Source organism: Streptomyces sp. NPDC051940, assembly GCF_040680895.1.
In the GTDB taxonomy this organism is placed as follows: domain Bacteria; phylum Actinomycetota; class Actinomycetes; order Streptomycetales; family Streptomycetaceae; genus Streptomyces.
In genome coordinates this window covers 1-14,409 of sequence record NZ_JBFAXR010000176.1, presented here as the reverse complement: position 1 = coordinate 14,409, position 14,409 = coordinate 1, and the positions used below count along the sequence as shown (strand labels likewise).

Here is a 14,409-nt window from a genome sequence, read left to right as displayed (position 1 = left end):
CGCCCAACCTCGGTGACGCACTCGCCGGCCTCGTCCCGGTCCTCCCGGACGGCTCCCTGATCTACACCCTCGGCCTGATCGGCGGCGTCGGCGGCCGCTGTGTGGGGCATCTGCGAGGGCAGCGGGGGCGCCGCCTACCGGACCGTCGTCGATCTCACCGGGCCCGCGTACCAGTGCAGTTGTCCGAGCCGGAAGGCTCCCTGTAAGCACGCGATCGCCCTGTTGCTGCTCTGGGCCCGCGGCGACGTGCCCGACCGCGTGCCCGAGCCGTGGGCCGGTGAGTGGCTGCGGGCGCGGCGCGACCGTGCGGCGGGGAAGCCGACCGGGCCCGCGAGGGCGGATCCCGAGGCGGCGCGGCGGCGGGCCGCGCAGCGGATGCGGCGGATCGCCGGGGGCGCCGGCGAGCTGGAGCAGCGGCTGGCCGATCTCCTGCGCGACGGGCTGGCCTCCGCGCCCGCCCCGGACGCATGGGAGGAGACCGCCGCCCGCATGGTGGACGCTCAGGCGCCCGGACTGGCCGCCCGCGTACGCGAGTTGGGGGCGCTGCCCGCCTCCGGGCCCGGCTGGCCCTCGCGGCTGCTGGCGGAGGCCGCCCTGCTGCACCTGCTCGGCCGCGGCTTCCTCGGCCTCGACGCCCTGCCCGAACCGCTCGCCGCGACCGTCAGGTCCCGCGTCGGACTGACAGTCGACACCGCGCAGCTGCTCGCCGGCGACACCGTCCGGGACGACTGGCTGGTGCTGGCCCAGGAGGACCAGGACGACGGCCGGCTGACGACCCGCCGGATCTGGCTGCGCGGCCGCGGCAGCGGCCGGTTCGCCCTGCTCCTCTCCTACGGCGCGGGCGGCAGCCCACCCGCCCTGGCACTCCCCACGGGCCTGGCCCTGGACGCGGCACTCGCCTACTACCCCGGCGCCCACGCCCTGCGCGCGGCCCTCGGCGACCGCCACGGACCGCCGGCGGACTCCCCCGCCCCCCTCGGCACGGGCATCGCGGCGGCGATCCGCGCGTACGCCGACGCCCTGACGTACGACCCCTGGCTGGACGCGGTCCCCGCCGTGCTCAGCGGCGTGACCCCCGTCCCCGGGGACACGGACGCCCCCTGGCAGCTGGCCGAGACCGCGACCGGCGACGCCCTGCCCCTGGACCCCCGCGCCACGGGCCTGTGGCAGCTCACCGCCGTCTCCGGCGGCGCCCCGCTGACCGTCTTCGGCGAACTCGGCCACGCGGGCCTGCGCCCTCTGACCACCTGGTACGACGAAACGGCGGTGACCCTGTGAGCACCCGCGCCGCCCAGCCGGCTCCCGGGCCGGCCCGGGCGCCTTCCCCCGCCCCGGCCGGCCCGGGCACCCCCGCGTACCCCGTCGTCCCCTGGGACGACCTCGTGGCCGCGGCCCTCCTGGGCGCCGGCCGCCGCACACCGCCCGTACCGTCGCTGCTGGACGCCGCCGCGGCGCAGACCGTGGCCCGCCGGGCCGGGATCCGCCCCGCCGCCGCGCGTCGCGTGCCGGCGCCCGCCCTGCCGGACCCCCGCCCGCACGTGCCGTCCGCCGCGAGGCTGCGGCTGGCCGCGCTGCTGGCCGACCGCGCGGTCAGCGGCAGCGGCACCCGGCGGGGCTCGGCCCCGGACCTCGCCGAACTGCTGCCCGAATGGCTGCAGGCGGCCAACGACCGCGGCCTGAAGGCACCGCCCGATCTGCTGCCCGCGCTGCTGGACGCCGCCCGCGCCCGTACGGATCTGCGCGCGCAGGCGCTGCGGCTGGGCGGCAGCCGCGCCCTGTGGCTGGCCCGGCTCAGCGGCGAGTGGCGGTTCGCGCTGCGCGACGGCGCGGCCGGCGGCCCGGAGCTGCCGGACCTCCAGAGCGCCGCCGCGGTGCGCGCCTGCTGGGAGGAGGGCCTGTTCGCCGAACGCATCGCGCTGCTCGCCGCGGTCCGCCGCCGCGAGCCGCCCGCCGCCATCGCGCTGCTGCTGACGAGCTGGCTGCAGGAGAAGGCCGAGGACCGGCTGGCGTTCCTGGACTCGCTGCGCGAGGGGCTGTCGGGTTACGACGAGCCGTTCCTGGAGCAGGCGCTCGCCGACCGCAGCCGCAACGTCCGGGCCACCGCCGCGGAGCTGCTGTCCACGCTGCCGCAGTCGGCGCTGGCCGCCCGCATGGCCCGCCGGGTGCGCTCGCACGTCGTACTGGACCGCTCCGAGCCGGAGCCGGTCATCGTCGTGGAGGCGCCGCACGAGTGCGACGCGGAGATGCAGCACGACGGCATCCAGCCCAGGCCGCCGTCCGGCACGGGCGAGCGGTCGTGGTGGCTGGCCCAGCTCGCGGCGGCCGCCCCGCTGTCGGTGTGGCCGGAGCTGTTCGGCGACCGCTCCCCCGAGGAGATAACGGCGCTGCCCGTGGCCGACGACTGGCGGCCCGACCTGCACGCCGCCTGGTGCCGCGCGGCGACCCGGCAGCGCGACGCCGCGTGGGCCCGCGCCCTGCTGGGCCGGCCTTCCGCACCGATGGACGGCGGCGGTCTGCCCGGCCGGGATCCGGCGAAGCTGCTCACCGTACTGCCGCGGGAGGAGCGCGCGGACTGGGTGGCCGGCGCCATCGACGCGCACGGGCTGTCGGAGGCGTTCCGGCTGCTGGGGGTGTGCGCGGTGCCGTGGACACAGCGGCTGGGGCGGGCCGTGGTCGACGCCCTGGAGATCGCCCGGGACGGCGGCGGCTATCCGTGGAGCTTCAGCGGGGTGATGGGCCTGGCAGAGCGTTCACTCGCCCCGGCCCACGCCGACAGGCTGGAGCTGCTCACCCGGATCACGGACGACGAGACGGCCGCCGGCACACCCCTGGGAGGAGGCTCACCAGGGGCGGTCGGCTACTGGTCGGAGGCGTTCCAGCGCCTCGTCGCCACCCTGCGCGTACGGGCGGCGATGCTCGAGGAGCTGACCGGCACGGACGCGCTCAGGCCCGGGAACTGAACGACACGGGCGCGCTCAGGCCGAAGACCCGAACGGCACGGACGCTCAAGCCGCCTGGCGCACGTGGCCGTTGACCCAGTCCACGACGGACTGCGTCGTGGCGCCCGGGGTGAAGATCTCGGCCACGCCGAGCTCCTTCAGCGGGGCGATGTCGTCGTCGGGGATGATGCCCCCGCCGAACACCTTGATGTCCTCGGCCTCGCGCTCCTTCAGCAGCGCGATGACCTTGGCGAAGAGCGTCATGTGGGCACCGGAGAGGATCGACATCCCGATCGCGTCGGCGTCCTCCTGGATCGCCGTGTCGACGATCTGCTCCGGCGTCTGGTGGAGGCCGGTGTAGATGACCTCCATACCGGCGTCGCGCAGCGCACGCGCGATGACCTTGGCCCCGCGGTCGTGGCCGTCGAGTCCGGGCTTGGCCACCACCACTCGGATCGGACCGGTCACACCCATCACTGCCTCCATTGCGCCTCGGCCCGGCGCACATCCGGGCCCCACTGCGTGTGAACGAACGTTATCGCCAGCATCCCGCACCCGCCCGTTTCGTGGGGAGGACCGAGGGGGAAATCACACGTGTACAGGGGAGCTCCACAAGGTGGCGGGGCGGTCACCGGCGGTCCCCGTCGAGCCGCGCACGGGGGAGGAACGCCTCCGGGTGCCATCCGGAGGTGGCCCATGGGCGCTCCCTTTCCCCTCAAGCACTCCATCACCACGCTGATCAGGGTCAGACTGCTGGAGATGCTGGTGCTGGCGGGCCATCTGATGCTCTACCCCACCGGCATCCGCGCCGAGCAGTCCGCGCCCGACGCCGCCCACCGGCTGCCGACGAGCAGACGCACCCCGCCCCCGGTCCTGCTGCTGCACGGCTTCATCGACAACCGTTCGGTCTTCGCACTCCTGCGCCGCTCCCTGCACCGGCACGGCTGGCGCCATGTCCAGGCGCTCAACTACTCGCCGTTGACCTGTGACGTCCGCGCCGCGGCCGCGCAGCTCGGCCGCCATGTCGAGGAGACGTGCCGGCGCACCGGACACGACCGCGTCGACATCGTGGGCCACAGCCTCGGCGGCCTCATCGCCCGCTACTACGTGCAGCGTCTCGGCGGCGACCGCCGCGTCCGCACGCTGGTCACGCTCGGCACCCCGCACGCGGGCACCCGGATCGCCCTGCTGCTCGCCGCCCATCCGATCGTGCGGCAGATGCGCCCGGGCTCCGACGTGATCGAGGAGCTGGCGCTCCCGGCACCGGGCTGCGCGACCCGGTTCGTGGCGTTCTGGAGCGAGTTCGACGAGCTGATGGTGCCGGTGGAGACGGCCCGTATCGACCACCCGGACCTGCTGGCCAGGAATGTCCCGGTACGCGGCGTCGGCCATCTCGCGCTGCCCGTCCACGCGGTGGTCGCCGCGGGCGTCCGGCAGTCGCTCTCCGCGACCGCCGCGACCCAACCGTCGAGCGGAACACGGGAGTCCGACGGGGCGTCCGTGGCCTGAGGAGGCCCGGGAGACACACAGAGACAGCCGGAAAGTACCTGATTGCCCATGGTTCGCCCCGTCAAAACCTCCAGAAGATTGTCGCGGCCGTTATCCGCCGGGTACAGTCCACCCCGTCTTCAGCTGCCGAGCCGAGAGGGACGTGGTGAACGAACATCACCCGTCGGGGGATACCACCTCGACCGTCCCCGGTGCGGACTCCTACGGCTACGGCACCGGCTCGTACGACTACAGCGGCTACGCCACGGACACCTACGCGACCGGCTACGACACCGGCGGACAGGACGCGGCGTACTTCACCACCCAGCAGTGGGACAGCGGCGCCCAGCAGGCCTACGCCGGCCACGACACCTCGTACGACAGCGGCTACACCACCGGATACGACTCCGGCTCCTACGACACCTCGGGGCTGTGGACGTCCGGCGGCATCCCGCAGCAGGCGGGCCCGGAGCAGTCCTGGGACTCGGGCGGCTGGCAGGCCGCACAGGCCGTGCAGACCACGGCGTACGACGCGGGCTACGACTCGTCGTACGCGACCCCGGCCGCCGACTGGGACACCGGCTCGCACGGCACGGTGACGTACGGCTACGGCCAGACCGAGTACGGCACGGCCGGCTACGACACGGCGGCGTACGACAGTTCCACGTACGACACCTCCGCGTACGACAGCCCCACTTACGACACCTCGGCGTACGACACCTCCGCCTACGAGGCCCCGGCGTACGAGCCGGCCCCGGATCACGGCGGATACGACTCCGCCGAGGAAGCCGCGGACGCGCCCGGCGAGGACCGGTCCGAGCCCGCGCCGGAGCGGGACGACAGGCCCGCCGCGGACGTCGTCACCATCCCGCGCACCGGTGTCCGCCCCCGCAACCGCCGTTCCCCCAAGCGCTCCGCGCTGCTCGCCGTCGCCGCCCCGTCCATCTGCGTGGTCGGCGTGGCGGGTGTCGCCGCCGCCTCGGTCGGCGATCCGGCGGCCGACGAGGGCAGGTCCGTCGCCGCCCCCGATCCCGCCTCCGTGAAGCCCACGGCCGCCAACGCCGTACTGGACACGCAGCTCACCGGCGCCACCGAGGACGCGGGCGACTTCGCCGACCGGGCCAGCCGCACCCAGGAGCGGCTCGACATCAAGGAGCGCCAGGAGGCGGAGAAGAGGCGCAAGGCCGAGGAGGCCGCGCGCAAGGAGGCCCTGCGCCCGAAGTTCATGCTCCCGGTGAAGCAGCACGGGCTGAGCGCGTACTACGGCCAGGCCGGCGTCAACTGGATGTCCCTGCACACGGGGATCGACTTCCCGGTCAAGTACGGGACGCCGGTGATGGCGGCCACCGACGGTACGGTCACCACCAAGTGGGACTACGCCTACGGCAACATGGTCATCGTGACGGCGCCCGACGGCACGGAGACGTGGTACTGCCACCTCTCCAGCGCGCGGATCCTGTCCGGCACGGTGAAGGCCGGCGACGTCATCGCGTACTCCGGGAACTCCGGCAACTCCACCGGCCCGCACCTCCACTTCGAGGTCCACCCCGGCGGCGGCGACGCGATCGACCCCCTCGCCTGGCTCCGCAGCAAGGGCCTCAACCCGCTCTAGACCCCCGCTCACGGGACTGCCAGGACGGCCGGCGGCCGCCCCCTCCACCGTCTAGAGCTTCTCCACCGGCGCGTACCGCAGCAGCAGGCGCTTGGGCTTGTCTCCCGTGCCGAAGTCGATCGTCGCCTCCGCCTTCGCCCCGTCGCCGCTCACGGCGAGCACCGTGCCGAGGCCGAAGCGGTCGTGCGTGACCCGGTCGCCGACCGAGAGCGCGATCGCCGGGCGTTCCTTCAACCGGCCCGTGGCGAAGCCGTCCGGACCGGACGGGGACCGCGACGACGACAGCCGGGAGGCCACGGCCGCCGCCGGGGACTTGCCGACGCTCGCCGTGCCGCCGGTGCGCTTCCACTCCAGATACGCGGGCGGGATCTCGTCGAGGAAGCGGGAGGGCGGGTTGAACGAGGGCTGGCCCCAGGCGCTGCGCATCTGCGACCGGGTGAGGTAGAGGCGTTCGCGGGCGCGCGTGATGCCCACGTACGCCAGCCGGCGCTCCTCCTCCAGCTCCTTGACGTTCCCCAGGGCCCGCATGTGCGGGAAGACGCCGTCCTCCATGCCCGTGAGGAAGACGACCGGGAACTCCAGGCCCTTGGCGGTGTGCAGGGTCATCAGCGTTATCACCCCGGAACCGTCCTCCTCCTCGTCCGGGATCTGGTCGCTGTCGGCGACGAGGGCGACGCGCTCCAGGAAGTCGGCGAGCGTGCCGGGGTCGTCCTCACCGCGGTCCTGCTCGAACTCCAGGGCCACGGCGGCGAGTTCCTGGAGGTTCTCGATGCGGGTCTCGTCCTGCGGGTCCGTGGACGCCTGCAGCTCCGCGAGATAGCCGCTCTGCTCCAGTACGGCCTCGAGCACCGTGGCGGGGCCCGCACCGGACTCCACGACCGTGCGCAGCTCCTCCATCATCACGTTGAAGCGCCGTACGGCGTTCGTGGAGCGGGCCGCCATGCCGTACACCTCGTCGACGCGGCGCAGGGCCTGCGGGAAGGAGACCTTCTCGCGCAGCGCGAACGCCTCGACCATCGCCTCCGCGCGCTCGCCGATGCCGCGCTTGGGGACGTTGAGGATGCGGCGCAGGGGGACGGAGTCCTCGGGGTTGGCCAGCACCCGCAGGTACGCCAGGACGTCCCGGACCTCCTTGCGCTCGTAGAAGCGGACGCCGCCGACGACCTTGTAGGGCAGGCCGACGCGGATGAAGATCTCCTCGAAGACACGGGACTGGGCGTTGGTGCGGTAGAAGACGGCGACGTCTCCGGCCTTCGCGTCACCGGCGTCGGAGAGGCGGTCGATCTCGTCGGCGACGAACTGCGCCTCGTCGTGCTCGGTGTCCGCGACGTAGCCGGTGATGCGGGCGCCGGCGCCGGCGTCCGTCCACAGGTTCTTCGGGCGGCGGTTCTCGTTCCTCTCGATGACCGCGTTGGCGGCGGAGAGGATCGTCTGGGTGGAGCGGTAGTTCTGCTCCAGCAGGATCGTGCGGGCGTCCGGGTAGTCCTCCTCGAACTGGAGGATGTTACGGATCGTCGCGCCGCGGAACGCGTAGATCGACTGGTCGGCGTCGCCCACGACGCACAGTTCGGCCACGGGCAGGTCCGGCGCGGGCTCGCCGGTGCCGACCAGCTCGCGGACCAGCATGTACTGGGCGTGGTTGGTGTCCTGGTACTCGTCGACCAGCACATGGCGGAAGCGGCGGCGGTAGTGCTCGGCGACGTCGGGGAACGCCTGGAGCAGATGGACCGTCGTCATGATCAGGTCGTCGAAGTCGAGGGCGTTCGCCTCACGCAGCCGGGACTGGTAGAGGGTGTACGCCTCGGCGAGGGTCTTCTCGAAACCGTCGGCCGCGCGGTTCGCCCAGTCCTCCTCGTCGACCAGCTCGTTCTTGAGGGAGGAGACCTTGGCGCTGAGGACCTTCGGCGGATAGCGCTTCGGGTCGAGGTCCAGATCGCGGCAGACGAGGGCCATGAGCCGCTTCGAGTCGGCGGCGTCGTAGATCGAGAACGAGGAGGTGAAGCCGAGCTTCTTCGATTCGCGGCGCAGGATGCGCACGCACGCGCTGTGGAACGTGGAGACCCACATCGCGTTCGCCCGCGGGCCGACGAGCTGCTCGACGCGCTCCCTCATCTCGCCGGCGGCCTTGTTGGTGAAGGTGATCGCCAGGATCTCGCCCGGGTGCACCCTCCGGTCCGCGAGCAGGTGGGCGATGCGGTGCGTGAGCACGCGCGTCTTGCCGGAGCCGGCGCCGGCGACGATGAGCAGGGGTGAGCCCTCGTGGACGACGGCGGCGCGCTGCTGCTCGTTGAGACCGTCCAGGAGCGCGGCGGGGTCGCCCAGGGGGCGCGGGGCGCCGTCGCGGTACAGGGCGGCCTTCGGCCGCGGGTTCGCGTCGGGGGTGCCCAGGGTCAGGTGGCTGTCGTCGAAGAGGCTGCTCATCGTTCCCCGAGTCTAGGCGCCCCCGCGGACATCCCGGGCCGGTCTGCGGCGGCCCGCGGCCCGCGGTGCGGTTTGCGCCTGCCGCGCGGTTCGGCTGGAGGTCCGGTTGCGCCGGCTGACGCGCCTCGGGCTTCGCCCGAAGTCCTCAAACGCCGGACGGGCTGAGATGGGTGCCGGTCACGCCGGCCTGAACGACAACCGGCCACCATCACCCCGCGCCGCGCCCCCGCGCCATATCCCCCATGACCGACATACCCGCACCCCCATCCCGGAGATCACAAAAAGGTATCGGACATATCGAACACCAGCCTTCACATCCGCCCCACGGAGTGGCTACCGTGCTGCGGCAGCGCCACCGTGCCCCACCACCCGGCGTCGTAAACGGAAGGAAGTGGCGAGCCTTGGCTGCGCACCGTAAGCCGCGGACGCGAATACTCGAGACGGCCGTCTCCAGCACCGGCGGTCGCGCCGCCGTGGGGATGACCACCGCCGCGCTCGCCTCCGCCACCCTCCTGTCGCAGAGCGCGCAGGCGGACGACCGGCCGACGCTGGCCGAGGTGAAGAAGCAGGTCGACCAGCTCTACCACGAGGCCGAGTCGGCGACCGAGCAGTACAACGCCGCCAAGGAGAAGGCCGCGCAGCAGCGCACCGAGGTCGGCAAGCGGCTCGACGACGTGGCCGAGCAGACGCAGAAGGTCAACGACGCCCGGCGCGAGCTGGGGCAGCTGGCCGCCGCCCAGTACCGCACCGGCGGGGTCACGCCCACGGAGACGTTCATGCTCTCCGAGGACCCGCAGGAGTACTTCGACCAGACGCACCTGATGGACCGGCTCACCGACCGGCAGAAGTCGACGATCGACGACTTCCAGGTGCAGCAGGCGAAGGCGGCCAAGAAGCGCGCCGAGGCGTCGGAGAGCCTGCAGACGCTCACGGAGTCCCAGCAGGAGCTGCAGGAGTCCAAGGAGACCGTCCAGACCAAGCTGGGCGACGCCCGCGAGCTGCTGGACAAGCTCAGCGAGGAGGAGAAGGCCCGCCTCGCAGAGCTGGAGCGCCAGCGCGAGGAGGAGGCCCGCCGCAAGGCCGAGGAGGCCGCGCGCCAGGCGGAGCTGGAGCGGCAGCAGGCGGCCGAGGAGGCCGCCGCGCAGGAGGCCGCCGAGGCCGCGGCCGCGGAGGAGGCCGCACAGCAGGAGGAGGCGGCGACGCCGGCCCCGGCCCCCGCGCCCTCCAAGGCCGAGCAGGTCATCGACTTCGCCAAGGCCCAGCTGGGCAAGCCGTACGTCTGGGGCGCGACGGGCCCCGACTCGTACGACTGCTCAGGCCTCACCCAGGCCGCCTGGAAGGCCGCCGGGGTGAGCCTGCCGCGTACGACGTGGGACCAGGTGAACGCGGGCACGACGGTGGCCAAGTCCGATATGCAGCCGGGCGACCTGGTCTTCTTCTACGACGACATCAGCCACGTCGGGATCTACGTGGGCGGCGGGCAGATGATCCACGCCCCGAAGCCGGGCGACGTGGTCAAGTACGAGTCGATCGACTACATGCCGTTCCACAGCGCGGTCAGGCCGGGCTGAGGAACCGGACGCGACGCGGCGGACCCGGGCTGAGGAGCTCAGCCCGGCCCGCGCACGCTCACGTCCAGACCGTGGCGATGAAGATGTTCGCCACCGTGAGCAGACCCACGGCGCCGAACACCCCCTTGGACACCCGCTCGTCGTCCCGCTTGACGTAGACGAGGACGAGGATCGCCACCAGGATCGCCGTCTTCACGGCGATCTTGACGTTGTTGACCTCCTGGTCGTCGGCCTGGTTCAGGCCGACCAGGATCAGGCCCGTCACCAGCATGGTGAGCGCGCCGTGCAGCATGGCGGGAACGATCCGGGCCGTGCCCGTGCCCATCGCCTTCATCTGGGTGAGGAACCCGCCCAGCAGCGAGGCGATGCCGATGATGTGCAGGCCCACGAAGACATTGATCAGTACGTCCATGGGACGGAGCGTAGCCACCCCATAGCACTGATCGTCCCCGGGGGTTACCCATCCGCCACTTCGGTCACGCAAGGCAACGAAAGCCGCACTTCACCGTGACCGTACGATCACTATCTGTCACGGACAGGTCTGTTGAGGCCAGTGCGCGTCAACACGCCTCCGACTCCCCGTCCCGAGGTTTAACTTCCCCTCCAGGTGGCCGACTCCCCACCGCCGCCCCCGGGGCGGAGCCCGTGACTGACCCGGTCGCGGACCTCGCCGAAGGGCGGCCGTCGGCCACTCCCGCCGAAGTTCCGGTGGCGGCCCCGTTCCCCTGTGCGAGGGCCGCCACCGGACGCCAGGAAGGGAAGTGATGGCCCTCGTGGCCGCACACAGTAAGCCGGGCAGGCCCGGACAGCACCGCAAGCCCAAACCCAGGTCCCACCGCCGCACCGCCGTCCAGACCGCCGGCGTCCTCGCCCTCGCCGGAGCGGCCACCGCACTGGGCGGTCCCACGCAGGCCGAGCCCCGGCCGACCCCCGCCGAGGTCAAGGCCCGGGTGGACCGCCTCCATCACGAGGCGGAGGAGGCCACCGAGCGCTACAACGGCGCCAAGGAGCGCACGGACCGCGCCGAGCGCCGTATCGCACGACTGCAGGACACCTCCGCGCGCGGACAGGAGGAGCTCAACACCGCCCGCACGGCCCTCGGTTCCCTGGCCGCCTCCCAGTACCGCTCCGGCGGCGTGGACCCCGCGCTGCAGCTGGCGCTCTCCGCCGCCCCCGGGGACTACCTCGACCGGGCCGAGCGGCTGAGCCGCGCCGGTGACCGGCAGGCCCGGCAGCTCGCCGGCATCGGGCGCCGGATGCGCGCCCTGGAGCAGCTGCGCGACGAGTCCGAGCATGAGCTGACGGAGCTGCGCCGGGCGCAGTCCGAGCTGCGTGCGTACAAGAAGACCGTCGAGGACAAGCTCACCGAGGCCCGCCGGCTGCTGGAGACGCTCACCCCCGCCGCCCGGGCCGCCGTCCTCGCCGAGGACGCCTCGGGCGCCCCCGCAGACCGCTCTCTGAGCCGCGGCGCGCTGGCCGCCCCCAGCCCGCGCGCCGCGGCGGCGGTCGCGTACGCGATGGCCCAGCTCGGCAAGCCGTACGTCTGGGGCGCCACGGGCCCCGACTCGTACGACTGCTCGGGCCTGACCCAGGCAGCGTGGCGCGCGGGCGGCGTCTCCCTGCCGCGTACGACCTATACGCAGATCAACGCGGGACAGCGGATCTCCCGGTCCGAGCTGGCGCCGGGCGACCTGGTCTTCTTCTACTCGGGGGTCAGCCACGTCGGCATGTACATCGGCGGCGGGCAGATGGTCCACGCCCCGCGCCCAGGCACGGTGGTCCGGGTGGCGCCCATCGACCAGATGCCGTTCGCCGGGGCGATGCGGCCGTCCTGACGGGCCGCGGACCTCAGTCGGCCGCCCGCTGCCGCCCCGCGGCGGCCGCGTCCCCACCACCGCCGTGCTGCCGGTCGGCCGGGCCGTCCACACCGCCCAGCCGGTCGTACGAGCCGTCCACGCTCCCCAACCGGTCGCGGGCCGGGTCCACGCTCCCCAGCCCGTCGCGGGCCCCGTCCACACCCCCCAGCCGGTCGTACGCCCCCTCTCCCCCGCCGTGCTGCCGGACGGCGTCCATGCCCTTCCGCGTCCGCTCGTCGTTCCCCCGGTGCAGGTCGGAGATCGCCTTGATGCCCGCCGGCAGCTCCTCCGCGAGATAGCGCTGCACCTCGCCCGCCGCCCGGTCCAGCGCGTCCATGCCCTGGTCGGCCGGCGGGGCGATCACCGCCGCGACCTCGTCCCGCCCGCGCGTACGGTCGTGGTGGCCGCGGGCCGCGGCCAGATGCCCGCGCGTCGTGGCGCCGAACGCCGCCGCGATCGGAGCCAGGGCCTCCACCGCGGTGTCGTGCGCCCCGTGGTCCACGTGCACCGTGCCCGGCGCGGCTGGCCCGCCGCCCACCCCGGCCGCCACCCCGCCGACCGCACCGCCCCCGGACCCGATGGCCAGCTCGGCCCCGATCCGCGGAAGGGCGTCGAAGGCCGGCGCGGCGAGGGCTTTCCGCATCTCGGCGTGCGCCCGGTGGACGGCCGTCCTGATCACCTGCACCAGAGCGGTCCGCGTGGCCGCCACCGCCCCCGGTGCGGCCGCGGCGGCAGCCCCCATGGTCAGGGGGCCCGCGATCCCCGCTTCGAGCAACGCCTGGGCGAGCTCGGCGGTCAGTCCGATCACGTTCACCTTCATCGCGGTGACGAGCTGCGCGCACCCGTGCACCCCGCCCGCGAGGGCGACCGCCGCGTTCTGCAGCTCGAGCAGCGACCCGTCCTTCGCCCGGCTCCAGTGCCGGTCGAGCGCCGCGTACGCCTCCCCGTCGCCGCTGGAGAGCAGCTGCTGCACCACCTGATGGACGCCGTACACGTCACCGGCGACGCCCTCGGCGAACGCGAGCAGCGAATCCCCCATGTCGCGGTAGGCCTCCTCGTCGGAGTCCGGCCAGGTCACACCGGTCAGCGCGAGAAACGGCGCCAACTCCGCCGGCAGCTCGATCGTCATCGTTATAAACCCCCGTGTGTACGACGCCCCGGCGTCCCACGGTGCCACGCCTCCCCCAACTCCCTCAAGAAGGCGCCCCGTTCGCGCCTCGCCCACGGCCGGAATGACCGAAGCGCGGGGTTCCTCATGATCGGGTGTGATCAGGTTGTAATACGATCCACTGCAACTTTTCTCATGCCCTGGAGGGTCAATTCATCAGAAGCCTCATCCATAGCCCGGGAGCCCTCCGTGCACAGCAGTCGAATACGCACCACCGTCGCCGCGGCCCTGGCCGCGGCCGTTCTGGTACTGACGGGTTGCAGCCAGGACGGTGACCGGGCCACGCCCGCCGCGGGCACGGCCGACCCCGTGACGGCGTCCTCCGCGCCCGCGGAGACTCCGAGCGAGGAGCCCGCCGACGAGGAGTCGGAGAAGGCCGAGGAGGTCCTCTTCAAGCCGGGGGACAACTCCGACAAGGTGCGCGAGCTGCAGGCCCGGCTGGTGCAGGTGAAGCATCTGAAGGCCGTGCCGAACGGCAACTACGGTCCGGCCACCGAGGGCGCCGTGACCGAATACCAGACGGCCGAGGGCCTGAAGGTCACCGGCATCGTCTACACCTCCACCTGGGAGAAGCTGACGGCGGAGACCGAGGAGCCCACGCGGGACGAGCTCTTCCCCAAGAAGCAGATCCTCGGCTACGGCGACAACAGCGACCAGGTGCGTGAGCTCCAGGCCCGGCTGAAGCAGCTGGAGCACTTCAAGGAGAACCCCACCGGCTACTACGGCAACGTCACCCAGGCGTCCGTGAAGTCGTACCAGCAGGCCGCCGGCCTCGAGGTGACCGGCACGGTCTACGAGGACACCTGGGAGAAGCTCAAGTCCCAGACCCGCCAGCCCACCGCGGACGAGCTGCGTCCGCCGGTGGAGCTCCCCTCGGTCGACCCGGCCACGGCCGACATCGACGACCGCTGCAAGACCGGCCGTGTGCTGTGCATCTCCAAGACCTCCCGCAAGCTGGCCTGGATGATCGACGGCAAGATCTACAAGCTGCTGGACGTCCGGTTCGGCGCCGAGGGCTACGAGACCCGCGAGGGCGTCTTCTCGGTCTACTGGAAGTCCCGCGACCACGTCTCGACGATCTACGACTCCCCGATGCCGTTCGCGATGTTCTTCGACGGCGGCCAGGCCGTCCACTACTCGGAGAACTTCGCGCAGAACGGCTACACCGGCGGCTCGTACGGCTGCGTGAACGTCCGCGACTACAACGGCATCAAGTGGCTCTTCGACGAGCAGGTGAAGGTCGGCGACAAGGTCGTCATCCACTGGTGACGAGTGATCCACTGGTGACGACGACCCCGTAGCGTCACCGGACACCGCGAAGACCGGCCGGCCCGGCCCCCGCCCCCGCGGGGCC

Annotated in this window: 11 protein-coding genes and 1 pseudogene; 8 read left to right on the top strand and 4 right to left on the bottom strand. The window is 72.8% G+C overall.

Annotated features, from left to right (window positions below):
• Positions 1–99: 99 nt before the first annotated feature.
• The 3 genes and pseudogenes from AB0M28_RS37080 to AB0M28_RS37070 form a co-directional block, all read left to right on the top strand.
• Positions 100–192: pseudogene (locus tag AB0M28_RS37080) on the top strand (hypothetical protein); the annotation flags it as partial.
• 30 nt (positions 193–222) lie between these two features.
• Positions 223–1,278, top strand: a complete 1,056-nt coding sequence (locus AB0M28_RS37075; RefSeq protein ID WP_365414652.1) for a hypothetical protein — start codon at positions 223–225, stop codon at positions 1,276–1,278.
• Between the two features lie 104 nt (positions 1,279–1,382).
• Positions 1,383–2,960, top strand: a complete 1,578-nt coding sequence (locus AB0M28_RS37070) for a DUF5691 domain-containing protein (protein WP_365414650.1) — start codon at positions 1,383–1,385, stop codon at positions 2,958–2,960.
• A gap of 45 nt (positions 2,961–3,005) precedes the next feature.
• Here the strand turns inward: AB0M28_RS37070 and AB0M28_RS37065 are convergent, their stop codons facing one another.
• A complete protein-coding gene (locus AB0M28_RS37065) occupies positions 3,006–3,413 on the bottom strand; it encodes a cobalamin B12-binding domain-containing protein (protein WP_365414648.1) in 408 nt (135 codons plus the stop codon).
• A gap of 222 nt (positions 3,414–3,635) precedes the next feature.
• On the opposite strand from AB0M28_RS37065, the gene AB0M28_RS37060 reads away from it, so the two are divergent.
• On the top strand, positions 3,636–4,448 hold the full coding sequence (locus AB0M28_RS37060) for an alpha/beta fold hydrolase (RefSeq protein WP_365414646.1): 813 nt from the start codon (positions 3,636–3,638) through the stop codon (positions 4,446–4,448).
• Positions 4,449–4,593: 145 nt separating this feature from the next.
• Positions 4,594–6,039, top strand: coding sequence for a peptidoglycan DD-metalloendopeptidase family protein (locus tag AB0M28_RS37055; protein ID WP_365414644.1), 1,446 nt, complete (start codon positions 4,594–4,596; stop codon positions 6,037–6,039).
• A gap of 51 nt (positions 6,040–6,090) precedes the next feature.
• On the opposite strand, the gene pcrA is transcribed toward AB0M28_RS37055, so the two are convergent.
• On the bottom strand, positions 6,091–8,460 hold the full coding sequence (pcrA, locus tag AB0M28_RS37050; RefSeq protein WP_365414642.1) for a DNA helicase PcrA: 2,370 nt from the start codon (positions 8,458–8,460) through the stop codon (positions 6,091–6,093).
• 401 nt (positions 8,461–8,861) lie between these two features.
• Here pcrA and AB0M28_RS37045 point away from each other — a divergent pair, with 401 nt between their 5' ends.
• Entirely contained in the window at positions 8,862–10,031 is a 1,170-nt protein-coding gene (locus AB0M28_RS37045) for an NlpC/P60 family protein (protein ID WP_365414640.1), read from the top strand.
• Positions 10,032–10,089: 58 nt separating this feature from the next.
• On the opposite strand, the gene AB0M28_RS37040 is transcribed toward AB0M28_RS37045, so the two are convergent.
• The gene (locus AB0M28_RS37040; protein WP_365414639.1) at positions 10,090–10,443 is read right to left on the bottom strand and encodes a hypothetical protein; all 354 of its coding nucleotides are present in this window, start codon (positions 10,441–10,443) and stop codon (positions 10,090–10,092) included.
• 361 nt (positions 10,444–10,804) lie between these two features.
• On the opposite strand from AB0M28_RS37040, the gene AB0M28_RS37035 reads away from it, so the two are divergent.
• Positions 10,805–11,866: an NlpC/P60 family protein gene (locus AB0M28_RS37035; protein ID WP_365414637.1), complete on the top strand. Its 1,062-nt coding sequence runs from the start codon at positions 10,805–10,807 to the stop codon at positions 11,864–11,866.
• A gap of 13 nt (positions 11,867–11,879) precedes the next feature.
• On the opposite strand, the gene AB0M28_RS37030 is transcribed toward AB0M28_RS37035, so the two are convergent.
• Positions 11,880–13,064, bottom strand: a complete 1,185-nt coding sequence (locus AB0M28_RS37030) for a hypothetical protein (protein ID WP_365414636.1) — start codon at positions 13,062–13,064, stop codon at positions 11,880–11,882.
• A 180-nt stretch (positions 13,065–13,244) separates the two neighbouring features.
• Here AB0M28_RS37030 and AB0M28_RS37025 point away from each other — a divergent pair, with 180 nt between their 5' ends.
• The gene (locus tag AB0M28_RS37025; RefSeq protein ID WP_365414634.1) at positions 13,245–14,324 is read left to right on the top strand and encodes a peptidoglycan-binding protein; all 1,080 of its coding nucleotides are present in this window, start codon (positions 13,245–13,247) and stop codon (positions 14,322–14,324) included.
• Positions 14,325–14,409: the final 85 nt, after the last annotated feature.